Origin of the sequence: Azospirillum sp. TSH20, from assembly GCF_003115935.1 — a bacterium.
Classification (GTDB): domain Bacteria; phylum Pseudomonadota; class Alphaproteobacteria; order Azospirillales; family Azospirillaceae; genus Azospirillum.
This window is the reverse complement of the sequence record NZ_LGQU01000053.1, coordinates 1-22,141: the sequence shown is the minus strand read 5'-3', so window position 1 is coordinate 22,141 and position 22,141 is coordinate 1. Positions and strand designations below refer to the sequence as shown.

Annotated in this window: 22 protein-coding genes and 1 tRNA gene; 12 read left to right on the top strand and 11 right to left on the bottom strand. The window is 68.7% G+C overall.

The genetic code is table 11. The features are described 5' to 3' along the window. Positions 1-9 precede the first annotated feature (9 nt). A complete protein-coding gene (locus TSH20_RS15490) occupies positions 10-672 on the bottom strand; it encodes a hypothetical protein (protein ID WP_109075583.1) in 663 nt (220 codons plus the stop codon). 235 nt (positions 673-907) lie between these two features. Then, a tRNA-Ser gene (locus tag TSH20_RS15485) sits at positions 908-997 on the bottom strand. A 208-nt stretch (positions 998-1,205) separates the two neighbouring features. On the opposite strand from TSH20_RS15485, the gene rplU reads away from it, so the two are divergent. From rplU to TSH20_RS15460, 5 genes are all read left to right on the top strand, one after another. After that, complete coding sequence (gene rplU / locus TSH20_RS15480) at positions 1,206-1,523, top strand: 50S ribosomal protein L21 (RefSeq protein ID WP_012974890.1); 318 nt, start codon at positions 1,206-1,208, stop codon at positions 1,521-1,523. Positions 1,524-1,578: 55 nt separating this feature from the next. Further along, positions 1,579-1,866: a 50S ribosomal protein L27 gene (gene rpmA / locus TSH20_RS15475; RefSeq protein WP_109075582.1), complete on the top strand. Its 288-nt coding sequence runs from the start codon at positions 1,579-1,581 to the stop codon at positions 1,864-1,866. A 148-nt stretch (positions 1,867-2,014) separates the two neighbouring features. After that, complete coding sequence (obgE, locus tag TSH20_RS15470; RefSeq protein WP_109075581.1) at positions 2,015-3,295, top strand: GTPase ObgE; 1,281 nt, start codon at positions 2,015-2,017, stop codon at positions 3,293-3,295. Further along, positions 3,285-4,424, top strand: coding sequence for a glutamate 5-kinase (gene proB / locus TSH20_RS15465; protein ID WP_109075580.1), 1,140 nt, complete (start codon positions 3,285-3,287; stop codon positions 4,422-4,424). The genes obgE and proB overlap by 11 nt, the downstream gene beginning before the upstream one ends. 5 nt (positions 4,425-4,429) lie before the next feature. Then, a complete protein-coding gene (locus TSH20_RS15460; protein WP_109075635.1) occupies positions 4,430-5,074 on the top strand; it encodes an HAD family phosphatase in 645 nt (214 codons plus the stop codon). Between the two features lie 22 nt (positions 5,075-5,096). Here the strand turns inward: TSH20_RS15460 and TSH20_RS15455 are convergent, their stop codons facing one another. The 9 genes from TSH20_RS15455 to TSH20_RS15415 all read right to left on the bottom strand — a co-directional run bounded on the left by TSH20_RS15455 (position 5,097) and on the right by TSH20_RS15415 (position 14,655). After that, on the bottom strand, positions 5,097-5,675 hold the full coding sequence (locus TSH20_RS15455; protein ID WP_109075579.1) for a hypothetical protein: 579 nt from the start codon (positions 5,673-5,675) through the stop codon (positions 5,097-5,099). A 136-nt stretch (positions 5,676-5,811) separates the two neighbouring features. Next, positions 5,812-6,981: a divergent polysaccharide deacetylase family protein gene (locus tag TSH20_RS15450; protein ID WP_109075578.1), complete on the bottom strand. Its 1,170-nt coding sequence runs from the start codon at positions 6,979-6,981 to the stop codon at positions 5,812-5,814. Positions 6,982-6,996: 15 nt separating this feature from the next. After that, positions 6,997-8,418, bottom strand: coding sequence for a S41 family peptidase (locus tag TSH20_RS15445; protein WP_109075577.1), 1,422 nt, complete (start codon positions 8,416-8,418; stop codon positions 6,997-6,999). Beyond that, positions 8,419-10,002: a peptidoglycan DD-metalloendopeptidase family protein gene (locus TSH20_RS15440; protein ID WP_247871177.1), complete on the bottom strand. Its 1,584-nt coding sequence runs from the start codon at positions 10,000-10,002 to the stop codon at positions 8,419-8,421. Between the two features lie 3 nt (positions 10,003-10,005). Beyond that, positions 10,006-11,568: a 2,3-bisphosphoglycerate-independent phosphoglycerate mutase gene (gpmI, locus tag TSH20_RS15435; protein WP_109075576.1), complete on the bottom strand. Its 1,563-nt coding sequence runs from the start codon at positions 11,566-11,568 to the stop codon at positions 10,006-10,008. A gap of 90 nt (positions 11,569-11,658) precedes the next feature. Beyond that, entirely contained in the window at positions 11,659-12,117 is a 459-nt protein-coding gene (gene rlmH / locus TSH20_RS15430) for a 23S rRNA (pseudouridine(1915)-N(3))-methyltransferase RlmH (RefSeq protein ID WP_109075575.1), read from the bottom strand. A 48-nt stretch (positions 12,118-12,165) separates the two neighbouring features. After that, a complete protein-coding gene (rsfS, locus tag TSH20_RS15425) occupies positions 12,166-12,612 on the bottom strand; it encodes a ribosome silencing factor (protein ID WP_014248611.1) in 447 nt (148 codons plus the stop codon). Continuing rightward, positions 12,609-13,400 (bottom strand): nicotinate-nucleotide adenylyltransferase, encoded by a 792-nt coding sequence (locus tag TSH20_RS15420; protein WP_282183573.1) that lies wholly within the window; start codon positions 13,398-13,400, stop codon positions 12,609-12,611. Before TSH20_RS15420 ends, rsfS begins: the two co-directional genes overlap by 4 nt. After that, positions 13,381-14,655: a glutamate-5-semialdehyde dehydrogenase gene (locus tag TSH20_RS15415; RefSeq protein WP_109075574.1), complete on the bottom strand. Its 1,275-nt coding sequence runs from the start codon at positions 14,653-14,655 to the stop codon at positions 13,381-13,383. The genes TSH20_RS15420 and TSH20_RS15415 overlap by 20 nt, the downstream gene beginning before the upstream one ends. Before the next feature lie 168 nt (positions 14,656-14,823). On the opposite strand from TSH20_RS15415, the gene TSH20_RS15410 reads away from it, so the two are divergent. From TSH20_RS15410 to TSH20_RS36150, 7 genes are all read left to right on the top strand, one after another. Continuing rightward, a complete protein-coding gene (locus TSH20_RS15410) occupies positions 14,824-15,567 on the top strand; it encodes a sulfite exporter TauE/SafE family protein (RefSeq protein WP_109075573.1) in 744 nt (247 codons plus the stop codon). A 20-nt stretch (positions 15,568-15,587) separates the two neighbouring features. Continuing rightward, positions 15,588-16,079 (top strand): RNA pyrophosphohydrolase, encoded by a 492-nt coding sequence (locus TSH20_RS15405; RefSeq protein WP_109075572.1) that lies wholly within the window; start codon positions 15,588-15,590, stop codon positions 16,077-16,079. Between the two features lie 196 nt (positions 16,080-16,275). Further along, positions 16,276-16,590: an STAS domain-containing protein gene (locus TSH20_RS15400; protein ID WP_109075571.1), complete on the top strand. Its 315-nt coding sequence runs from the start codon at positions 16,276-16,278 to the stop codon at positions 16,588-16,590. Then, positions 16,587-16,952, top strand: a complete 366-nt coding sequence (locus TSH20_RS15395) for a response regulator (protein WP_199231895.1) — start codon at positions 16,587-16,589, stop codon at positions 16,950-16,952. The genes TSH20_RS15400 and TSH20_RS15395 overlap by 4 nt, the downstream gene beginning before the upstream one ends. Before the next feature lie 33 nt (positions 16,953-16,985). After that, on the top strand, positions 16,986-19,304 hold the full coding sequence (locus tag TSH20_RS15390) for a chemotaxis protein CheA (RefSeq protein ID WP_109075570.1): 2,319 nt from the start codon (positions 16,986-16,988) through the stop codon (positions 19,302-19,304). Positions 19,305-19,313: 9 nt separating this feature from the next. Continuing rightward, the gene (locus tag TSH20_RS15385; protein ID WP_109075569.1) at positions 19,314-19,856 is read left to right on the top strand and encodes a chemotaxis protein CheW; all 543 of its coding nucleotides are present in this window, start codon (positions 19,314-19,316) and stop codon (positions 19,854-19,856) included. A 70-nt stretch (positions 19,857-19,926) separates the two neighbouring features. Further along, positions 19,927-22,141: methyl-accepting chemotaxis protein (locus TSH20_RS36150; protein ID WP_109075568.1), on the top strand; the 2,215-nt coding region annotated here is incomplete at its 3' end.

Sequence of the window (22,141 nt, the reverse complement as noted above, 5' to 3'; positions counted from 1 at the left end):
ACTTCGGATTCAGGCGCGTGGGAAGTTGTCCGGCGGCGCCAGCACCCACTCCGCATAGCCGGCGCGCATCAGCTCATAGGCGGCGACCAGCCCGGCCGCGCCGGCATAGGCGGTGACCAGCACCTGCTCCGGCGACACCTGCGCCCCGAATCCGATCAGCAGAGCCCCCAGGAACGGCCCGCCGAGCAGAAATGCCGCCAGCCACAGCGGTTCGGCCGACAGCCAGGCGCCGAGCACCGCGCGGGTTCTTTGCGACAGGCGCAGCAGCCCGCCGGCCTTGGCGTCGAGCGCTTCCAGGCTGCCGGCGCGCAGTTCCGCCAACCGCCGGCCGTCGGCGTCGATGAAGACGACCTCCACCTTCATGCCGTGGCGGCGAACCGAGGCCCGCACCGAGTCGCCGAGCCTCGTTTCCAGCAGGATCGCATTGCCGCCCAGCGCCGGCAAAGCATCGCGCACCTCCTCCGGCGGCTCGCCCCACTCGCGCAAAGCTTCCAGGATGACCCGGGGATCGTCGCAGGGGATCGCATCCATATGAATGACCCGCCCCTGCGGCGCCGTTACCTTCAGGATCAGCACCTGCTCCGCCGGTTCATGAGTGCCTTCGACGCGCAGGCCGCCCTCGACGACATAGGAGAATCGCAGGCATCCATCACGGCGGCTGAGCGTGTTCATGGCGGCACCCCTCCGGTCGCACCCCTGGCGGATCGCACCACAGGGATCTTGAGCGTTGGTTATCTGGGCGTTGGCGTCAACATGACCAACAAACCAGCCGGGGGAACGGCCATCGCGACGGACCGGCGAAAATGGGGAAACCCGACCGGCCGAGGCGGCATCCGGGCATGAAAAAAGCGCCTAGCCGGTCCGGCTGGCGCTTTCCGCTATCTTCTCTCTCTCAGAAGAGAGAGAATGGCGGATGGGGGGAGATTCGAACTCCCGATACCCGTGAGGGTATGCCGCATTTCGAGTGCGGTGCATTCAACCGCTCTGCCACCCATCCGCTGCCCCGTTTGGCGGGGTGGGCGGAACCTATATAAACGCCTTCGGGCGTGCAAGCCTTTTTTGCAGAAAAATGCGAAGGCGTTGGCCCGCAACCCTGTTGACTCTCAGCCCCTCCTGAGTATAGATCGTCGCTCCCATGAACGGGCTTGCGCATCGAACGGTGGGCGAGAAGCCCGCCGTTTGTTTTGACATAGGCAGTGACGACAATGTTTGCAGTGATCCGCACCGGCGGCAAGCAGTACAAGGTCGCCAATGGCGACGTGATCCGTGTTGAGAAGCTCGAGGCCGATGCTGGCGCCTCCATCACGCTCGATGACGTGCTGATGGTCGGCGACGCAGGCAACACCACCATCGGCACCCCGACCGTGGCCGGCGCCTCGGTCGTCGCCGAGGTCGTCGCCCAGGACCGCGGCCCGAAGATCATCGTCTTCAAGAAGAAGCGCCGCCAGAACTACCGCCGCAAGAACGGCCACCGCCAGGACCTGACCGTCCTGCGCATCACCGGCATCAACGGCGCGGCCTGATCCGGGTTCTCCGGTCGGGCTTCCAGGCGCATCTTCAGTTTAGGAGCAACACCCCATGGCACACAAAAAGGCAGGCGGCTCGTCCCGCAACGGCCGTGACTCCGCCGGTCGCCGTCTCGGCGTGAAGCGTTTCGGTGGCGAGAACGTCGTCTCCGGCAACATCATCGTCCGTCAGCGTGGCACGAAGTTCCACCCGGGCGAGAATGTCGGCCTCGGCCGCGATCACACCCTGTTCGCGATGGCCGACGGCCAGGTTTACTTCAAGCACAGCTCGAACGGCCGCACCTTCGTGAACGTCGTTCCGGCCAACGACCAGGAAGTTCCGGCCGTCGCTGCCGAGTAACCTCTAAGGTCGTTGCGCGGCCTGTGTCGCAGGCCTGCACGCTTGTGGGATAAAATCGGGGGACCGGGCGACCGGCTCCCCGATTTTCGTTTTCAGTCCGGTGCCGTCCCGCCGCCGGTTTCCCTTCCGTTTACGGGCAGGTTCCCCGATGAAGTTTCTCGATCAAGCCAAGGTCTTCCTGAAGAGCGGTGACGGCGGCCCCGGTGCCGTCGCGTTCCGGCGCGAGAAGTTCATCGAGTTCGGCGGCCCGGACGGCGGCGACGGCGGTCGGGGCGGGGACGTGATCATCGAGGCGGCGGACGGCCTGAACACGCTGATCGACTACCGCTACAAGCAGCACTTCAAGGCGCAGCGCGGCCATCACGGCATGGGCAGCAACCGCAACGGCGCGCGCGGCGAGGATGTCGTCCTGCGCGTGCCGGTCGGAACCCAGATCCTCGACGAGAATCAGGAAACCGTGCTGTGCGACCTGACCGAGGCCGGTCAACGCCGAGTCTTCCTGCGCGGCGGCGACGGCGGGCACGGCAACGCACACTTCAAGACGCCGACCAACCGGGCGCCGCGCAAGTTCCACCCCGGCTGGCCGGGGCAGGAGCAGTGGGTGTGGCTGCGGCTGAAACTGATCGCCGACGCCGGCCTGCTGGGCCTGCCCAATGCCGGCAAGTCGACCTTCCTGGCCGCCACCACCGCGGCCAAGCCGAAGATCGCCGACTACCCCTTCACCACGCTGGCTCCCAACCTGGGTGTCGTCCGCGCCGGTGACGAAGAGTTCGTCATCGCCGACATCCCCGGCCTGATCGAGGGAGCGCACGAGGGCCATGGGCTGGGCGACCGTTTCCTTGGCCATGTCGAGCGCTCGCGCATCCTGCTGCACCTGATCGACGGCACGGCCGACGACGTCGTCGCCTCCTACCGCACGATCCGGAACGAGCTGGAGGCCTATGGCGGCAACCTCGCTGACAAGCCGGAGGTCATCGGGCTGAACAAGGCCGACGCCCTGCTGGACGAGGAGATCGAGGAGAAGAAGAAGGCATTGGAGGAGGCGTCGGGCGCCGAGGTCATGGTGCTGTCCGGTGCCACCGGCCAGGGCGTGAAGCAGGTGCTCTACCGGCTGCTGACGGTCATCAAGGAGTCCAAGTCGGAAGAACCCGAGGTCATCCACGCCCCCGCGACCCGGTCCATCCCGCGCCCGCCGGTCGGTCAGAAGCTGCCCGACGACAGCGGGATGCAGTGGGACGACGAAACCGGCGAATGGGTCGGCGGCGAAGACGAAGAGTTCGAGGAGGACGACCTCGAAGAGGGCGAACTCGAAGAGGGTGAGGAGCTGGAGAACGGCGACTCGGACGAAGCTCTTGACGGGGACGAGCCGGAGGGGGAAGAGGACGGCTCGGACGACGATACGGACGGAACCTCCCGCCATGGCGCTTGACGCCCCTACCCTTCTCGAATCCCGCCGGCTGGTCGTAAAGATCGGCTCGGCCCTTCTGGTCGATGGGGAGACCCGGCAAATCCGCCGGGACTGGCTCGACGCGCTGGCCGACGACGTCGCCGCCTGCCGCAAGCGCGGGCAGGAGGTGGTGATCGTCACCTCCGGCGCCGTTGCCTGCGGGCGGGAGCATCTCGGCCTCGTCGGCCGGGCGCTGAAGCTGGAAGAGAAGCAGGCCGCGGCCGCCACCGGCCAGATCCGCCTTGCCCACGCCTATCAGGAAACGCTGGCCCGCCACGACGTCACCGTCGCCCAGGTCCTGGTGACGCTGGAGGACACGGAGGAGCGGCGGCGCCACCTGAACGCCCGCAACACCATCGACACGCTGCTGAAGCTGGGCGCCGTTCCGGTCATCAATGAGAACGACACGGTCGCCACCGCCGAGATCCGCTTCGGCGACAATGACCGGCTGGCTGCCCGCGTGGCGCAGATGGTCAGCGCCGACACGCTGGTGCTGCTGTCGGACATCGACGGACTCTACACCGCCGACCCGCGCAAGGACCCGAACGCCCGCCATATCCCCACCGTGCGCGAACTGACGCCGGAGATCGAGGGCATGGCCGGCGAGCCGCCCCCCGGCTACAGCAGCGGCGGCATGGTGACCAAGATCGCCGCGGCGCGAGTCGCCCTGTCGGCCGGCTGCCGCATGGTCATCGCCAAGGGCAAGCGCATGAACCCGCTGGCGGCGCTGGAACGGCCGCCGGAGGGTGGCGGCGCGCTCTGCACCTGGTTCCTGCCATCCGCCGAACCGACCAGCGCCCGCAAGGCCTGGATCGCCGGCCATGTGAACGCCACCGGCGTGCTGGTGGTGGATGACGGCGCCACGCGCGCCCTGTCCCACGGCGCCAGCCTGCTGCCCGCCGGCGTCAGTGCCGTGCAGGGCGACTTCGACCGCGGCGACGTGGTGATCGTCCGCACCCAGGAGGGGCGGGAAGTCGCCCGCGGCCTCGTCGCCTACAGCGCCGACGACGCCCGCAAGATCCTGCGCCACAAGAGCACCGAAATCCCGGAGATCCTGGGGTACCAAGGGCGTGACGAGATGATCCACCGCGACGATCTGGTGGTGCGGTGACCGTGATGTCGCGCACCCCGATCTGCGCCATCCTGTGGGACATCGACGGCACGCTGATGGACAGCGAGCCCTGGCACCAGCAGATCACCGTCGACGTCTGCCGCGGCTACGGCCATGAGCTGAGCGACGAGGATTGCCGGTCGATGCATGGCGTGGCGTTCCGCGAGATCTACGCCGCGCTGCACGCCCGCCGTCCCTTCCCCATCGACCTGCACGCCTGGGCCGACGAGATCAACGCCCAGTATGTCGCCCGCGTCGATCAGGTGCGTCCGCGCGACGGCGCCTTCGCCCTGGTGGAGGCCTTCGCCGCCCGCGGGCTGGCGCAGGCCTGCGTGTCGAACGGCGGGCGCATGATCGTCGACGCCAACATGCGCGCGATGTCGATCCCGCATTTCCGCTTCAGCATCGCCCGCGAGGACGTCGCCAACGGCAAGCCCCATCCGGAGCCCTACCTGCTGGCTGCGAAGATGCTGGGGTTGGCACCGGAAGCCTGCGCGGTGATCGAGGACAGCCCAACCGGTGCCCGCAGCGCCAAGGCCGCGGGCATGCTGACCATCGCCTGGCCCCAGCACCCCGCCGTGGTCTTCGACGCCGTCGACCATCTGGTGGAGGATCCCGGGTCGCTGGATTGGGATGCGCTTTGCGGGTGAGGGATTTCCGCCGGTTTCCCTCTCAATCCAACGTCCACTTTGCCATCTGCGGAAACGGCGCCAGCCCGTTGTCGCCCATATAGGCGAACATTCCCGCATAGCCGGTGAAGCCGGCCTGCGCCAGATTGATCAGGCCGAAATGGGTCCCCTGCTCGATCCAAGCCTGCATCGGGTGGGTGCCCTGATAGTCGTGGTATTGGTAGGATCCGGGGAAGAACAGGCATTCCTGCGGCAGGCCCAGATACTGGACCACGGCATAGGACCAGGCCTGCGACATGAACTCGCCCTGGCGGGCGGCACGGGTCAGGATGGGATCGGGGGTGCCGTCGCGCGCGGTCTGGTCGGCGAGGATGGCGTCGATGTCCGTCTGCACGTCGCGGTTCAGCAACGGCCAATACCGGCGCGGCATGACCATGATGTGGCCGGCCTCGTGCAGCAGGTCGCCCGGTCCCTTCAGGGTCTCCGGATCGACATGGAGCGCGCCGGCTTGGATGATCACGCCGGGCAGGAAGCCGTCGCGCCCGCCCTCGCCATATTCCACCTGCATGCCGATCCCGCGCAGGAAGGCGACGATGGGTTCCAGCGCTTCGGGGTGATACATCCGCCCTCTCCACCAATTCGAAATTCGGTCGAGATATTCGCGCAACGGACGTAATCAGGCAAGCCGCACACGGAAAGTCGCCCGATGCGCGTTGTCGCATCGGGCGGTTCCGTCGCAACCTCTATTTCTGGGGCCGCTATTTCTGGATGTTGACCACCGCCGACGCCGGGGCCAGCGCGATGCCGCGGTCGGCCAGCGAGGTCAGCCACAGATTGAGGCGCTCGATCGTCGTCGGATAGGGAGAGGCGAAACCGACGGCGGCGCCGTTGGTCTTGGCCAGCTCCTCCAGTTCGCGCAGCTGGTCGTCGATGGCGCCGCGCGACAGGTCGCGGTCGATGACGCGGTCGCCCAACGCCCGCGGCACGCCGGCCAGATTGGCGAGCGGCCCGGCCACGCTCTTCGGATTGACCCGCGAATCGACCAGCAGCAGGCCACGCGCCTTCAGCACGTCGATCACCGGCTGCATCGCCGCCGGGTTGGCGGTGAATTTGCTGCCGGTGGTGCTGGTGATCCCGACATAGCCGACCGCCTTGCCCAGCGACCATTCCAGCCGTTCGATATTGCGGTCGGGTCCGAGCATGGTCAGCAGCGCGTTCGGACCGGGATCGTCGCGCGGGTAGTTCAGCGGCTCCATCGGCACCGACAGCATCACCTCGTGCCCCTTGGTGCGCGCCCGCTCGACCCAATCGTCCAGCCGCTCGGCATAGGGCAGGAAGGCCAGCGTGATGCCGGGCGGCAGCTTCGCCAGCGCATTGCCGGTGGTGACGCCGCTGAGCCCAAGATCGGACATGACGATGGCGATGCGAGGCCGCTTGTCGGTCGCCGGGAAGGGCCGGGCATAGACCTGCCAGGGCTTGCGCCCATCCTGGGCGATGCGCGGCAGCGGACCGTTGCGGCTGTCCTCCACCAGACCCGGCACCGGCGCCGGGACCAGCGTCACCGCCGCCGCCGGAACGCCCGGCAGGGGCAGCGGGGCGGCGTCGGTGGGCAAAGGCGCCGCCGGCGCGGCGGCCTTGGGTTCCGGCACCGGTGGCGGCGGCAGCGGAGCGACCGCCACCGTCGCTGCCGGAATCGATGCCTGCCAGGCCTCCCGCGTCGCCTCGCCGTTCAAGGCCAGCCAGCCGGCCAGCCCGCTACCGGCGACCGCCACCAGTGCGACGGCAGCCAGCAACGGCTTGGACAGCGGTTTGCGCGGCCGTCCCGCCGAATCGCCTCCATTGCGGCGGAAACGGCGCAGCCAGCCGAGTCCGGGGCGCAGACCCCGGACATCGAACCGCAAACGACCCAGCAGGGCGGGAGCCTTCACCGTCGATTGCTCCGGTCAGCGCGCCGCGGCGCGCTGCTGGAACAGGGCGACGCCACGCAGCAGATCCAGCGCGCGGGCGAGCTGGAAGTCGAAGGGCGGCTCCGCCCCCTCCGCCGCCGCACCCTCTGCCGGAGCAGGCGCGGCACCCGGAGCGGCACCCGGTGCAGCCGGAGCAGCACCGGCGCCCGGCCCCGGAGCGGGCGCTGCCGGGTTCGGGGCCGCCGGCGTGCCGGGAGCGGCCGGGTTGGTGGTGGCCGGACGCGGCGCCTTGCTGGCGTCGGGGTTGACCAGCGCACCCTTCAGGTCGGCTTCGCGGCGGCGGACGACGTTCTTGTCCAGGTCCTCCACCTTGGCGACATGCACCTCGATGTCCGGGGTGATGCCCAGCTGCTGGATCGAGCGGCCCGACGGCGTGTAGTAGCGCGCGGTGGTCAGGCGCATGGCGCCATGGCCGGGCAGCGGGATGATGGTCTGCACCGATCCCTTGCCGAAGCTCTGGGTGCCCATGATGATCGCGCGCTTGTGGTCCTGCAGGGCGCCGGCGACGATTTCGGAAGCCGAAGCCGACCCGCCGTTGACCAGCACCACCATCGGCAGGCCCTTGATCAGGTCACCCGGCTTGGCGTTGAAACGGGTGCCCTCCTCCGCCCGCCGGCCGCGGGTCGACACGATCTCGCCCTTCTCCAGGAAGGTATCGGACACCGACACCGCCTGATCGAGCAGGCCGCCCGGATTGTTGCGCAGGTCGAGCACGAAGCCCTTCAGCTTGTCGCCCAACTGCTGCTGGATGGAGGAGATCGCCTTCTCCAGCCCGCTCTGCGTCTGCTCGTTGAAGCTGGTGATGCGGATGTAGCCGATGTCGCCTTCGGTGCGGTAGCGGACCGACTGCACCTTGATGACGGCGCGCGTCAGCGACACGGTGAAGGGCTCGCCCGCCTCGCCGCGGCGGACGGTGACCTTCAGCTCGCTGCCCACGGGGCCGCGCATCTTCTCCACCGCCTCGTTCAGGCTGAGGCCCATCACCGCCTCGCCGTTCAACTGGACGATCAGGTCGCCCGGCTGCAGGCCGGCGCGGAAGGCCGGGGTGTCGTCGATCGGGGACACGACCTTCACCAGGCCGTTCTCCATCGTCACCTCGATGCCCAGCCCGCCGAACTCGCCACGGGTCTGGACCTGCATGTCCTGGAAGCTTTTCTTGTTCAGATAGCTGGAATGCGGGTCGAGCGAGGTCAGCATCCCGTTGATCGCCGATTCGATCAGCTGTTCGTCGGTGACCGGCTCGACATATTCGGCGCGGACGCGCTCGAAGACGTCGCCGAACAGGTTCAGCTGCCGGTAGGTGTCCGACGAATTGCTGGACTGCGCGGTGACGGTGGCGACGCCGGCGCCCAGAAACACCAGAGCAGCCGCCGTGGCGGCGCGCTTGATCATCCTCATCTACCCTTGTCCTTTCCCCTCCGGGGCGCCGAACCCGCGTTGCGGGTTGATCGGCTGGCCGTTTCGTCGCAGCTCGAAATAGAGATCCGGATTGCCGTCCGGCGGCATGACCGCCAGCGGTTCCCCGCTGGCCACCTTACGCCCGACAGCCGTGTCGATCCGGCCCAAACCCGCAATCAAACTATGATATCCGTTGCCGTGTTCCACGATCAAGATGAGGCCATAGCCCTTGAACGGACCGGCGAACACGATCGTGCCGCCGCGCGGCGCCACCACGGCCGCACCAGGGCGGGTCTGCACCGTCACGCCGCGGCTGGTGGCACCGAAGCGGTCGGCCTCGCCGAAGCGGGTGGTCAGCTTGCCGGCGGCGGGCAGCACCATGCCGGCGACCGCCGGCGGGCCGTCCGGGGACTTCGCGGCCAGTTCGCGCTCGCGCGCCGCTTCCCTGGCGGCTTCGTCCTTCGCCCGCTTTTCCTCGGCGGCCTTCTCTTCCGCGACCTTCTGCTCCGCGGCGCGCAGTTCGGCCAGCTTGCGTTCGGCCGCCTTGCGCTCCGCTTCCTTCTGGGCGGCAAGGCGACGTTCGGCCTCGCGCTTTTCCGCCTCCCTGCGGGCGGCTTCCTTGCGTTCCGCTTCGCGCCGTTCGGCCTCGCGGCGGGCGGCGGCCTCGATGGCGGCGCGGCGTTCGGCCTCGATCCGCTCCATCAACTGGCGCAGGTCGGTGGCCTGACCGGACAGGTCCGCCATGCGCTGGCCGACCTGGACGCGCTCCTCCTCCGTCTGACGCGACAGCTCCTCGCGCCGGGCGATCAGGCGGTTCATCTCGTCCTGCTTTTCCGACAGCGACACCCGCGCCGCCAGCGCCTTCGCCCGCTGGTCCACCAGTTTGCCGCGGGTGTCGGCCAGCGCGGTCAGCGCCTGGGCCAGCGCATCGGCCCGCGCCTTCAGCGCCGGGACCGCATCGCGCAGCAGCAGGGCGGAGCGCAGCGTGTCGACCGGGCTTTCCGGCCGGGCCAGCGCCGCTTCCGGCGGGATGCGCGCCAGCCGCTGCAGGGCGGCCAGCAGGGTGGCGATCTGCTGCCGCTCGGCGTCGAGACCGGCGGAACGTTCCCGCTCCTCCGCCTCCAGCGCGGCCAGCGAGTCTTCCAACTGGTCGAGCGACTGCTCCTGCCCGCGCGCCTGGTCGGCCAGCGCGATGAGCCGGCCGCGCAGGTCGTCGAGTTCGGTCTGAAGCGCCTGCGACTGGCGTTCCAGCTGCTGCTGGCGCTGCTTGCCGGTCTGAAGCTGCTGCTCGACGCGCTTGAGCGTGTCCTTGGGCGCTTCGGATTGAGCATTCGCCGGCTGGGCGAGGATCAGGCCGGCGATGACGACGAAGCCTGCGAGGAAACCCTCTCCCGTCCCGGATACCCTCTCCCCAGCGGATACCCTCTCCCCCCTGGGGAGAGGGCTGGGTGAGGGGGATGCGCTGCGGGATGTAAGTCGAAGCGCAGGAATTCCCGCGACTCCACGCCACGCGCCCCCCTCACCCCGACCCTCTCCCCGGGGGGGAGAGGGGGACTCGAGCGCAAAGGGAACGCCCCGCGCCATCCGTTACTCCGCCGCCGCGCGGGCGGCGGTGCGGACCAGCAGGTTGCGGCCGGTCATCTCGACCGGCTTCGGCAGGCCCAGCAGGTCGAGCAGAGTCGGCGCGATGTCGGCCAGACGGCCGCTCTCGATGCGCGCACCGGCCGGGCCGTTGATCAGGATCAGCGGCACCTTGTCCAGCGTATGGGCGGTGTGCGGGCCGCCGGTCTCCGGATCCTTCATCAGCTCGCAATTGCCGTGATCGGCGGTGACCAGCATGGTGCCGCCGGCGCGGCGCACCGCGGCCTCCACCTGCCCCAGGCTGCCGTCGACCGCCTGCACCGCCTTGATGGCGGCGTCGAGCATGCCGCTGTGGCCGACCATGTCGGGGTTGGCGAAGTTGACGACGATCAGGTCGTACTTGCCCGAATCGATGGCGCCGACCAGCTTGCCGGTCACTTCGGCGGCGGACATCTCCGGTTGCAGGTCATAGGTGGCGACCTTCGGCGACGGCACCAGGATGCGGTCCTCGCCCTCATAGACCCGCTCCTCGCCGCCGTTGAAGAAGAAGGTGACGTGCGGATACTTCTCCGTCTCGGCGATGCGCAGCTGCTTCATTCCGGCCTCGGAAACCACCTCGCCCAGCACCTTGGTGAGAGATTTCGGCGGAAAGATGGTGGTCATCAGCTTCGCCAGCGCCGACGAATATTCGACCATGCCGACGGCGGCGGCCAGCTTCGGCGCACCATCCACCGGGAAGCCGTCGAAAGCCGGATCGACATAGGCGGCCAGGATCTCGCGGGCGCGGTCGGCGCGGAAATTCGCCATCAGGATGGCGTCGCCGTCCTTCATGCCGGCATAGTCGCCGATCACCATCGGCAGGATGAACTCGTCATGCTTGTCGGCAGCGTAGCTCTGCTCGATCGCCTGGATCGGATCGGCGGCGCGCTCGCCCTCCGCCTTGGTCATCGCGGCATAGGCCTTGGCGACACGGTCCCAGCGCTTGTCGCGGTCCATGGCGTAATAGCGGCCGATGACGGTCGCGACCTCGACGCCCGGCAGCTCGAAGACGTCGGCCATGAACTCGGCGACCTGATCCTTGGCGCTCTGCGGCGGCACGTCGCGGCCGTCGGTGAAGGCATGGACCGCCACCGGCACGCCCTCGCGCGACAGCACGCCGGCCAGCGCCGCGATGTGGTCCTGGTGCGAGTGGACGCCGCCCGGCGACAGCAGACCCATCAGATGGACGCGCCCGCCGGTCTTGTGCATCGCCTTGACCAGATCGTTCAGCGCGGCGTTGCGCTCAAGCTCGCCCTCGACGATGGCGTGGTCGATCATCACGAGGTCCTGCATGACGACCCGGCCGGCGCCGAGATTCATGTGACCGACCTCGGAGTTGCCCATCTGACCCTTGGGCAGGCCGACCTCCTCCTCGCTGGCGTCGAGGAAGGCCGTCGGCTCGGCCGACCACAGGCGGTCCCAGTTCGGGGTGTCGCCCAGCGCAATCGCGTTGTCGGACCGCTCCTCGCGATAGCCCCAGCCGTCCAGGATGCAGAGGACGACGGGGCGGGGTCGGGTGGTCTCGGTCATCGCGCTTACCTTTCTCGAAAGGTTGTGGTCTCGGAGTTTTGTGTTTTTCGGCTCCGGCGCTTTTCCGCGCGCCGGATGCGACGCAGGGAATCAGGATCTGTGATAGGGGTGACCGGCAAGAATTTGTTGGGCGCGATAGAGTTGCTCCGCAAGCATGCCGCGCACCAGCATGTGGGGCCAGGTCATCGGCCCGAAGGCGAGCAGGAAGTCGGCCCGCGCGCGCACCGCGTCGCCATGGCCGTCGGCACCGCCGATCAGGAAGGCGAGATCGCCGGCGCCGCGGTCGCGCCAGTCGCCGATCTTGGCGGCGAAGGCTTCGCTGGGCAGCGCCTTGCCGCGTTCATCCAGCGCCACGACTATGGCCCCAGCCGGCACGGCGGCGAGCAGCAGCTCCGCCTCCTGCCGTTTCAATTCGTCGGAGGAGAGGCGTTTTTTCACCTCGACCTCCTTCAGGGTAAAGGGCCACCCGAGCCGTCCGACATACTCGTCGAACAGGTCGCGGGTCGGTCCGCCCCGCGACCGCCCGACGGCGGCGAGCCACAGACGCATGATGCGGCCCTCCGCCCTCGTTTCGCTCTCGTTTCCGCCCTTGGCCCGTCAGGCGCTCAGCCGCGCCGTGCCCGACGGCGTCGGCAGCTCCAGACCCCACATCTTCTCGATGTTGTAGAAGGTCCGGACTTCCGGCTTGAACAGGTGGACGATCACGTCGCCGGCATCGACCAGGACCCAGTCGCACTGGGCCATGCCTTCCATCTCGACGCCGCGGACGCCGGCCTGCTTCAGCTTTTCGGCCAGCTTCATCGCCATGGCGGCGATGTGCCGCGTGTTGCGGCCCGACGCCACGATCATGTAATCGGCGAAGGTGGTTTTCCCGGCGAGATCGATGACGGTGACGTCATCCGCCTGATCGGCGTCGAGCGACGCCTGAATGAGCGCCTTCAGGTCCTGCGGTTCCAGGATCTGGGGAACGGCGGCTGGCCGCGGAGCGGTCGCGGCCGTTTCGGTGTGCGTGGTGATGGCTCCAACCTCTTGCAACGGTTTCACGACCCGGCGGCCCGTGCCTGCCGGATCGCCGTCGCCGAGGCCGGGTGCAAGGGGTTGCGTAAGAACGCCCAGGCCGGCCGCCTGCGGCGCGCCAGCCCTTTGACCCCCGACACCGACACCCGTCGACGGGTGTAGCGTTGGGCGGCCTTGCCGCTCAACGCACTAAGAGAATAGGTGGGGCGGGCGAAAACCGCAACGGCCACCGAGTCGAAGATTCGATTCCAATGCTTCCAGCGCGGAATTTGTCGCAAATTGTCCGCCCCCATCAACCAAACGAAGCGGGTTTTCGGGAAGCGGCGCTGAAGCTTGGCCAACGTATCGGCGGTGAAGCGGGTGCCGAGCGCGGTCTCGATCGCCGTCACCTCGATCCGCGGATGGGCGGCGACCGCCCGCGCCTCCGCCATCCGGTCGGACAGCGAAGCCATGCCGGACGCCGACTTCAGCGGGTTCTGCGGGCTGACCATCCACCAGACACGGTCGAGCCCGAGCGCCTTCAACGCGAACAGGCTGATGTGCCGGTGCCCGGCATGGGCCGGGTTGAACGACCCGCCGAGGATGCCGACGGTGAGGCCGGCATAGAGCGGGCCAGAATAGAGGTGGGGGGCTTTTTCAACCCCGCGCTCCCACCCGGAGCGTTTCCCCTCTCCCCCCCGGGGAGAGGGTTGGGTGAGGGGGACACGTTTCGTGGATCGTCCGGCAGACGGAACCCCCTCACCCTGCCCTCTCCCCGGGGGGGAGAGGGTTCCACGGGAGGGAGGGGTGTCGGTCTTAAGGCCGCGTCTGGCCATCGCCGCGCACGACATACTTGTAGCTGGTCAACTGCTCGGCACCCACCGGGCCGCGGGCGTGGAACTTGTCGGTGGAGATGCCGATCTCGGCCCCCATGCCGAACTCGCCGCCGTCGGCGAACTGGGTCGAGGCATTCCACAGCACGATGCCGCTGTCGACGCGGGACAGGAACCGCTCCGCCGCCGCCGGATCCTCGGTCAGGATCGATTCGGTGTGGTGGGAGCTGTGGGCGTTGATGTGGTCGATCGCCGCATCCACCCCGTCCACCACACCGCAGGCGATGATGGCGTCGAGATACTCGGTGTCCCAATCCTCCGGCGTCACCGCCGTCACCCGCGGATCGACCGCCTGGGCCGCCGCGTCGCCGCGCACGGCGCAGCCGGCATCCAGCAGGTCCTTCACCAGCACCGGCAGCGCCTTGTCGGCGACGGCGCGGTCGACCAGCAGGGTCTCGGCGGCGCCGCAGATGGAGGTGCGGCGCATCTTGGCGTTCAGCACCACCTTGCGCGCCTTCTCCAGGTCGGCACCGGCATCGACATAGACGTGGCAGTTGCCGTCCAGATGCTTGATGACCGGCACCCGGCTCTCGTCGGCGATGCGCTGGATCAGCGACTTGCCGCCGCGCGGGATGATGACGTCGATGTGGTCGCGCATCGTCAGCATGTGGCCGACGGCGGCGCGATCGGTGGTCGGCACCAGCTGGATCGCCGCTTCCGGCAGCCCCGCTTCGCGCAGCCCCTGGACCAGGCAGTCGGCGATGGTGCGGGACGAGCGGATGCTCTCCGATCCGCCGCGCAGGATGGCGGCGTTGCCCGACTTCAGGCAGATGCCGCCGGCATCCGCCGTCACGTTCGGCCGGCTTTCATAGATGATGCCGACGACGCCCAACGGCACGCGGACGCGCTGGATGCGCAGCCCGTTGGGCCGCGTCCATTCCGCCAGCACGCCGCCGATGGGATCGGGGAAGTCGGCGATGTCCTCCAGGCCCTTGGCCATTGCCTCGATGCGCTTGTCGTCCAGCATCAGCCGTTCGCGCATGGGGCCGGACAGGTCGCGAGCGCTTGCCATGTCCTCGGCGTTGGCCGCCTTGATCTCGGACGCGCGGGCGCGGATGGCCGCCGCGGCCGCCCTCAGCGCCCGGTCCTTCGACGGTCCTGGCACGGTCGCCAGCGCGGCCGCGGCGGCGCGGGCGGCGCGGCCGAGGGTCAGCATCTGGTCGTGCAGGGCGTCGGTGGTATCGAGCAGGGCGGACATGGAGGTCTCCAGACACTCTATCCGTTGAAGGGACGACGACCTTAACGAATTGTTCGGGGTTGCGAAAGCCGCGCGGTTGTGGGACTTCGGCGTTGCGGTATGGGCGGGCGTGTGCAAAACGCAACGCGGCACCCGCAGTGACGGGGCAAGGTTTTCGGGTAAGGTGACATGCTGACGCTGCTGCTGATCGTCTCCGCTTTCTTCGCCGGCGTGCTGAACGCCGTGGCCGGGGGCGGCAGCTTCCTGACCTTTCCGGCGCTGATCCTCGCCGGGGTTCCGCCGCTGAACGCCAACGCCACCAGCACCGTCGCGGTATCGCCCGGCGCGCTGGCCAGCGCCTTCGGCTATCGGCGGGAGCTGGGCCGCATCCGCGACATCCACCTGCCCTCCTTCCTCGGCATCAGCCTCGTCGGCGGGCTGCTGGGCGCCCTGCTGCTGCTGTGGACGCCGCAGAAGACCTTCGAGATCATCGTCCCGTGGCTCCTGCTGTTCGCCACGCTGCTGTTCGCCATCGGCCCGACCGCGTCGGCCTGGGTGCGGCGCAACGTCACCATCGGCCACGGCACGGTGCTGACCGTGCAGTTCCTGATCGCCGTCTATGGCGGCTATTTCGGCGGCGGCATCGGCATCCTGATCCTGGCGACGCTGGGCGTCTTCGGCCTGACCGACCTGCACGCCATGAACGGGCTGAAGTCGCTGGTCTCCGGCTGCCTGAACGCCGTCGCGGTGGCGGCCTTCGTCGCCGGCGGGGCGGTCTATTGGCCGGAAGCGCTGATCATGCTGGTCGCCGCCATGGCCGGCGGCTATGCCGGCGCGTCGGTCGCCCGCCACATCCCGCCGCCGGTCCTGCGCAAGATGGTGATCCTGGTGGGAGCCGGCATGACCGTCTATTTCTTCATCACCAAGACCTGACCCCAACGGAGCCCCCCGGCATGACCGCCCCCATCGACCGTGACGCGCTGCCCTACCGCCCCTGCGTCGGCATCATGCTGCTGAACGACCGCGGCGAGGTGTTCGTCGCCAGGCGCTCCGGGTCGGAGGCCGACTGGCAGATGCCGCAGGGCGGTGTCGACGATGGCGAGGACGCCCGCAGCGCCGCCTTCCGCGAGTTGGAGGAGGAGATCGGCACCGCGAAGGCGGAGTTCATCGCCATGACCGCATCCCCCCACCGTTACGACCTGCCCGACGACCTGCTGGGGAAGGTGTGGAAGGGCCGCTGGCGCGGGCAGGAGCAGATGTGGATGCTGGCCCGTTTCACGGGAACCGAGGCCGACATCCGGCTCGACACCGATCACCCGGAATTCGACGCCTGGAAATGGATCGACGCGGAAGAATTGCCGGGTCTGATCGTCGCCTTCAAACGACCGGTCTACGAATCGGTGCTGGCGGAATTCCGTCCGCTGATCGCACGGGCAAAGGGCTGATCCACATACCTCTGTACTGGCCCCTGCACCGACCCCAGCGGCATGTCCCAATTTTGACTGCGGTTATCCCCAACTTCCCAACGATGCCCGGTCCATCCACCACGTCCGCTTAACGAATCCTTGAGACGCCTTCTGGCAACGTCGCTCCTGCAACCGGAGTGCGCAGGAGCGGGCCGGCATTGGACGGAGGGGTGGCGTGTCGCTGATCAAGTGGACGGAGGAGGATGACGGGCGCATTCGCCTGGGCCTGCCGAGCGACCTCGATTTGCCCATGGCGCAACCTCTGCTCGACAGCCTGCGCGCGGCCTTCAAGGCGTCGGTGGACATCAGCGTCCAGGCGGACGCGGTGGAACGCATCAGCGTCGCCTGCGTCCAGGCGCTGGTCGTCGCCGCCCGCGATGCGGCGGAACAGGGAAATTCCTTCGCCATTCTGCGCCCGTCCGAGGTCCTCGCCGATGCCTGCGAGGATCTGGGGCTGGCCGGCTGGCTGAAGCAGTGGAGGCGTGCGTGAAGAAGAAAGTGATGACGGTGGACGACTCGCGGACCATGCGCGACATGGTGTCCTTCACCCTGCGCGGCGCCGGTTATGAGGTGGTGGAGGCCGCCGACGGCCAGCAGGCGATGAGCGCCATCGCCACCACCAAGGTCGATCTGGTCATCACCGACCTGAACATGCCGGTGATGGATGGGCTGACCCTGATCCGCAAGCTGCGCGCCATCCCGGCCCACCGCACCCTGCCGATCCTGATGCTGACCACCGAAGCGGACGAGAGCAAGAAGGCCGAGGGCCGCGCCGCCGGCGCCACCGGCTGGATCGTGAAGCCCTTCAACCCCGACAAGCTGGTGTCGGTGGTGCAGAAGGTCTGCGGCTGACCGCGAGCCGTCAGCGAAGGAAGGGGTACAGCCGTGGACGATCTCAGCCGCTTCAAGCAGACCTACTTCGACGAAAGCGCCGAATTGCTGGCCGTCGCCGAGGCCGGGCTGCTGCGCCTCGCCCCCGGCGAGGTCGACATGGACGAGGTGAACGCGATCTTCCGCGCCGTCCATTCGATCAAGGGCGGCGGCGGCGCCTTCGGATTCAACGATCTCGTCGCCTTCGCCCATGAATTCGAAACGGTGATGGACGGCGTGCGCAACGCCGAGATCCCCGTCACCACCGAACTGGTCGACACGCTGATCCGCGCCAACGACCTGCTGGCGCGCCTGCTGTCCCATGCCTCCGACGAGACGGAGGCGCCGGCCGGCACCACCGACGACACCGTCGCCGCCCTGCGCCGCTTCCTGGGCAAGGCCGACGCGCCTGCGGAGAAGGCGCCCGCAACGCCGCCACCCGCCACGGTCTATCCCGACGACGAGGATGACGAGGCCGGCATCTTCGGCGACGCCCTGGCCGCCATCCAGGCCGCCCGCGACGATCAGCCGCTCCCCGCCCCCTCCGGCCCGGTCCCGGAGGGCAAGGTCCGCTGGACCATCGTCTTCCGCCCGAAGGCCGAACTGCTGCTGTCGGGCAACGAGCCGACCTACATGCTGCGCGCCCTGCGCCGGCTGGGCGAGGCGGAGGTGGTCTGCCATCTGGACCAGCTGCCGTCTCTGCGCGACCTCGACGCCGAGTTGCTGCACCTGTCCTGGACGGTGACGCTGCTGGCCGACCCGCAGGTCGACCGCGCCCAGATCGACGACGTGTTCGAATTCGTCGCCGACGATTGCGACATCCGCATCAGCGCAGAAGCGCCGCCGCCCGCGATCATCGCGCCGGCGGAACCCGCCCCGGTCCCTCAAGCGGCTCCCGTCCCGGCCGCCGCCAACCTGCCGGAACCGGCCGCCCCCACGGCTCCGCCGACCACCCCGGCCGCCACCACCTCCGGTTCGGCGAAGCCCGGCGACGGCGCCAGGCGCCCCAATGGCGGTGCTGGCGGCACGGGCGGCGGCGACCATACCGGGCCGACCACCCACACCATCCGCGTCGACCTCGACAAGATCGACCGGCTGGTCAACATGGTCGGCGAGATGGTCATCACCCAGGCGATGATCGCGGAGCATCTACGCGACCTGCCGCCGGGCCAGTTCCAGGAGCTGCTGGAAGGGCTGGAAGGCCTCGCCCAGCACACCCGCGAACTGCGCGAAAGCGTGATGTCGATCCGCGCCCAGCCGGTCTCCAGCGTCTTCTCGCGCATGCCGCGGCTGGTGCGCGAATGCGCCGCCATGACCGGCAAGGAGGTGATGCTGGTCACCTCGGGCGAGACGACGGAGGTCGACAAGACGGTGGTGGAGAACCTCGTCGATCCGCTGACCCACATGATCCGCAACTCCATCGACCATGGGCTGGAAGGCCCGGAGGAGCGGGAGCGCGTCGGCAAGCCGCGCGCCGGCACCGTGCATCTGTCGGCCGCCCACCGGTCCGGCCGCATCGTGATCGAGGTGACCGACGACGGCCGCGGCATCAACCGCGCCAAGGTGCTGTCCAAGGCCATCGAGAAGGGGCTGGTCCAGCCCGGAGCCAGCCTGTCCGACGAGGAGATCGACCACCTGATCTTCCTGCCCGGCTTCTCCACCGCCGACCAGGTGTCCAACCTGTCGGGCCGCGGCGTCGGCATGGACGTGGTGCGGCGGAACATCTCCAGCCTGGGCGGGCGCATCGGCGTCTATTCGACGCCGGGCGAGGGCTCGCGCTTCGTCCTGTCGCTGCCGCTGACGCTGGCGGTGCTGGACGGCATGGTGATCTCGGTGGGGGAGGAGCGCTTCGTCCTGCCGCTGACCAACATCGTGGAAAGCCTGCGGCCGAAGCCTGCCGACCTGCATGGGCTGGTCAACAAATGCGACGTCATGATGGCGCGCGGCGAATATGTCCGGCTGGTCCACCTGCACCGGCTGTTCGGCATCCCCAAGGCCATCGACGACGCCACCAAGGGGCTGGTCGTTCTGGTGGAGACGGAGGACGGCTCCCGCCTCGGCCTGGTGGTGGACGAGGTGCTGGGCCAGCAGCAGGTCGTCATCAAGAGCCTGGAAGCCAACTTCCGCCGGCTGGACGGCGTCGCCGCCGCGACCATCCTGGGCGACGGCCGGGTCGCCCTGATCCTGGACGTGGCGGGCCTGCGCGAAATGAGCCGCCACGGCACCGGCGGAGAGGCCGCCGGCATGGCGGGCGGCACCTCGAACCAGTCCAATCCCCCGTCCCTGCCCGCCCCGGCGGACAGGTCCGATCCGCGTCAACGCCAAACGGTTTGAGGCCCAGCGATGAGCAGTTCCACCGCAATCGCCCCCGTCAGCTCCCGCACCGATCTCCAGTCCGCCGGCGCCGCGAACGGGATCGAGGAGCAATACGTCACCTTCACGGTCGGCAGCGAGGAATATGGCGTCAACATCCTGGCCGTGCGTGAAATCCGCGGCTGGACACCGGAAAGCCGCCTGCCGAACCTGCCCGACTATGTCCGCGGCGTCATCAACCTGCGCGGCATCATCATCCCCATCTTCGACCTGCGCGCCCGCTTCGGCGGCGGCCTGACCCAGGTGACGAAGCGCCATGTCGTGGTGGTGATGCAGGTGGGCGAGCGCACGCGCGGCATCCTGGTCGATGCGATTTCCGACATCCTGGCCATCGGGCATGACGCGATCAAGCCGCCGCCCGACGTCGACAGCGGGCTGGTCGACGCCGAGTATCTCAGCGGCCTCTACACCGCCGAGAACCGCATGGTGACCCTGCTGAACGTGGGCAAGCTGTTCGCGGGTGAGCATGTCGATCAGGACGCCATCCCCCGCGCCGCGCTGGAACCGACCTGACCGCAGCAGGCTGCAGAGCCCCCGGTAGGCAAGCCGCAACGAGAAGCAATAAAAAGAGGGAACGTCACCGATGGCCACCGACGGTACGATCGCCGAAGCCGGCACCTTCCTCAGCAACATGCGCATCGCCAAGCGGCTGTGGCTGGCCTTCGGCCTGCTGCTGGCGCTGATCGCCGCCCAGTCCGGCACCGGCATCTACGGGCTGGACGGGCTGAACCGCCGCGTCGACGGGGTCATCGCGTCGGGCGATGTGGCCGTGTTCGCCAAGGATCTGGAAAGCCGTCTGGCCGCCGAACGGCTGCAGACCCGCGAATACATCAACATCGGCTCGACCGAGGCGCTGGACCGGCTGCGCGTCCTGCGCGGCGAGTTCGATCAGGCGATGGCGGCCCGGCAGGCGAAGTTGAAGGCCTCGGCCCAGGCCGCCGCCTTCGCCGAATTGAGCAGCCTGCACACCGGCTACCATCAGCGGTTCGAGGCGGTGCGCGCCGTGCGCGAACGGGCCGACCGCCTGCTGCACGAGCGCATGGACCCGCTGGGCGCCCAGGTGACCAAGCGGCTGGAGGACATGGTGTCCGCCTCCGAGACGTCGGGCGACAAGGACTTCGCCTTCGGCGCGCAGGAGGTGGAGAACCGTTGGCTGATGACCCGCTTCCAGGCCAACCGCGCCATCGGCCTGCGTGACGCCGCCGCGGCGGCGCAGGTCGAGGCGGTGGGCAAGGCGATGAGCGGAAGCATCGCCCGGCTGTCGTCGGTGGTCCGCAGCAATGGCGACCTGCTGGCGGCCCTGCGCGAGATCGACGCCCGCGCCGCCGATTACCGTGCCGCCTTCCGCGACGCGATGGCCGCCAACGACGAGGCGAAGCGGCTGACCGACGACCTCGCCGCCGCCGCCACCGCGATCAACCGCGCCATCGACGGCATCGTCGCCTCCATCGCCGCCAGCGCCAAGGTGACGGAGGCCGAGGCCGAGACCGAGGCCACCTTCACCATCCGCCTGACGCTGGGTCTTGGCCTGCTGTCGCTGGTGATCGGCATCGTCGCCGCCAACCGCATCGCCGCCTCGATCATCGGGCCGGTCACCGGCATCCGCCGGGTGATGGCTGACCTGACCGAAGGCAAGCTGTCGGTCAGCGTCCCCCACACCGGCCAGCAGGACGAGCTGGGCGACATGGCCCGCGCCGTCGCCGCCTTCAAGGACGAGGCGGTGGAGGCCCTGCGCTCCCGCATCGCGCTGGAACGGGTATCGGCCAACATCATGATGGCGGACGTCGACGGCCGCATCCTCTATGCCAACGATTCGATCATGGCCATGTTCCGCCATGCCGAGGCGGACCTGCGCGTGTCCCTGCCCGGCTTCGACGCCAACACGCTGGTCGGCCGCAACTTCGACGCCTTCCACCGCGACCCCGGCCACCAGCGCCGCCTGCTCTCCGACCTGACCCAGACCCACCGCGGCTTGGCCAAGACCGGCGGCCGCACCTTCCAGGTCATCGCCAACCCGGTGGTCAGCCGCCAGGGCGAGAGGCTGGGCACCGTCATCGAATGGCGCGACCTGACCGAGGAACTGGCGATCGAGGCGGAGATCAGCGCGATGGTGGAGAATGCCGTGCGCGGCGACTTCACCCACCGCATCGAACTGGACGGCAAGACCGGCTTCTTCCGGCTGGTCAGCGAGGGCATCAACCGGCTGTCGGAGAACGTCGCCGCCGTCACCGAGGAACTTGCCTCGGTGCTGGAGGCGCTGTCGCAGGGCGACCTGACCCGCCGCATCGACAAGCAGTATGAAGGCGTGTTCCAGCGGCTGAAGGACGATTTCAACGGCACGGTTTCCCATCTGTCGGAGATCGTCCAGCGCATCGATCAGGCCGCCGGCTCCATCGCCATCGCCAGCCGCGAGGTGGCGGAAGGCAGCATGGACCTGTCGGAACGGACCGAGCAGCAGGCCTCCTCGCTGGAGGAGACCGCGGCCAGCATGGAACAGCTCGCCGCCACCGTGCGCTCCAACGCCGACAATGCCCAGCAGGTCAACGGCTATGCCACCGAGGCGCGCGGCGCGGCCTCGCGCGGCGGCGAGGTGGCGACCAGCGCGGTGGAGGCGATGCGGCGGATCGAGCAGTCGTCGCAGAAGATCTCCGACATCATCGGGGTGATCGACGAGATCGCCTTCCAGACCAACCTGCTGGCCTTGAACGCGGCGGTGGAGGCGGCGCGGGCCGGCGACGCCGGGCGCGGCTTCGCCGTGGTGGCGCAGGAGGTGCGGCAGCTCGCCCAGCGCTCCGCCC

Coding starts and splice junctions, on each gene's coding strand:
- TSH20_RS15440 (WP_247871177.1), bottom strand. CDS start 10,002: ATGGCGCGGGGCGTTCCCTTTGCGCTCGAGTCCCCCTCTCCCCCCCGG.
- proB (WP_109075580.1), top strand. CDS start 3,285: ATGGCGCTTGACGCCCCTACCCTTCTCGAATCCCGCCGGCTGGTCGTA.
- gpmI (WP_109075576.1), bottom strand. CDS start 11,568: ATGACCGAGACCACCCGACCCCGCCCCGTCGTCCTCTGCATCCTGGAC.
- TSH20_RS15415 (WP_109075574.1), bottom strand. CDS start 14,655: ATGTCCGCCCTGCTCGATACCACCGACGCCCTGCACGACCAGATGCTG.
- rpmA (WP_109075582.1), top strand. CDS start 1,579: ATGGCACACAAAAAGGCAGGCGGCTCGTCCCGCAACGGCCGTGACTCC.
- TSH20_RS15420 (WP_282183573.1), bottom strand. CDS start 13,400: ATGGCCAGACGCGGCCTTAAGACCGACACCCCTCCCTCCCGTGGAACC.
- TSH20_RS15385 (WP_109075569.1), top strand. CDS start 19,314: ATGAGCAGTTCCACCGCAATCGCCCCCGTCAGCTCCCGCACCGATCTC.
- TSH20_RS15490 (WP_109075583.1), bottom strand. CDS start 672: ATGAACACGCTCAGCCGCCGTGATGGATGCCTGCGATTCTCCTATGTC.
- obgE (WP_109075581.1), top strand. CDS start 2,015: ATGAAGTTTCTCGATCAAGCCAAGGTCTTCCTGAAGAGCGGTGACGGC.
- rlmH (WP_109075575.1), bottom strand. CDS start 12,117: ATGCGTCTGTGGCTCGCCGCCGTCGGGCGGTCGCGGGGCGGACCGACC.
- TSH20_RS15445 (WP_109075577.1), bottom strand. CDS start 8,418: ATGAGGATGATCAAGCGCGCCGCCACGGCGGCTGCTCTGGTGTTTCTG.
- TSH20_RS15460 (WP_109075635.1), top strand. CDS start 4,430: ATGTCGCGCACCCCGATCTGCGCCATCCTGTGGGACATCGACGGCACG.
- rplU (WP_012974890.1), top strand. CDS start 1,206: ATGTTTGCAGTGATCCGCACCGGCGGCAAGCAGTACAAGGTCGCCAAT.
- TSH20_RS15410 (WP_109075573.1), top strand. CDS start 14,824: ATGCTGACGCTGCTGCTGATCGTCTCCGCTTTCTTCGCCGGCGTGCTG.
- TSH20_RS15455 (WP_109075579.1), bottom strand. CDS start 5,675: ATGTATCACCCCGAAGCGCTGGAACCCATCGTCGCCTTCCTGCGCGGG.
- TSH20_RS15405 (WP_109075572.1), top strand. CDS start 15,588: ATGACCGCCCCCATCGACCGTGACGCGCTGCCCTACCGCCCCTGCGTC.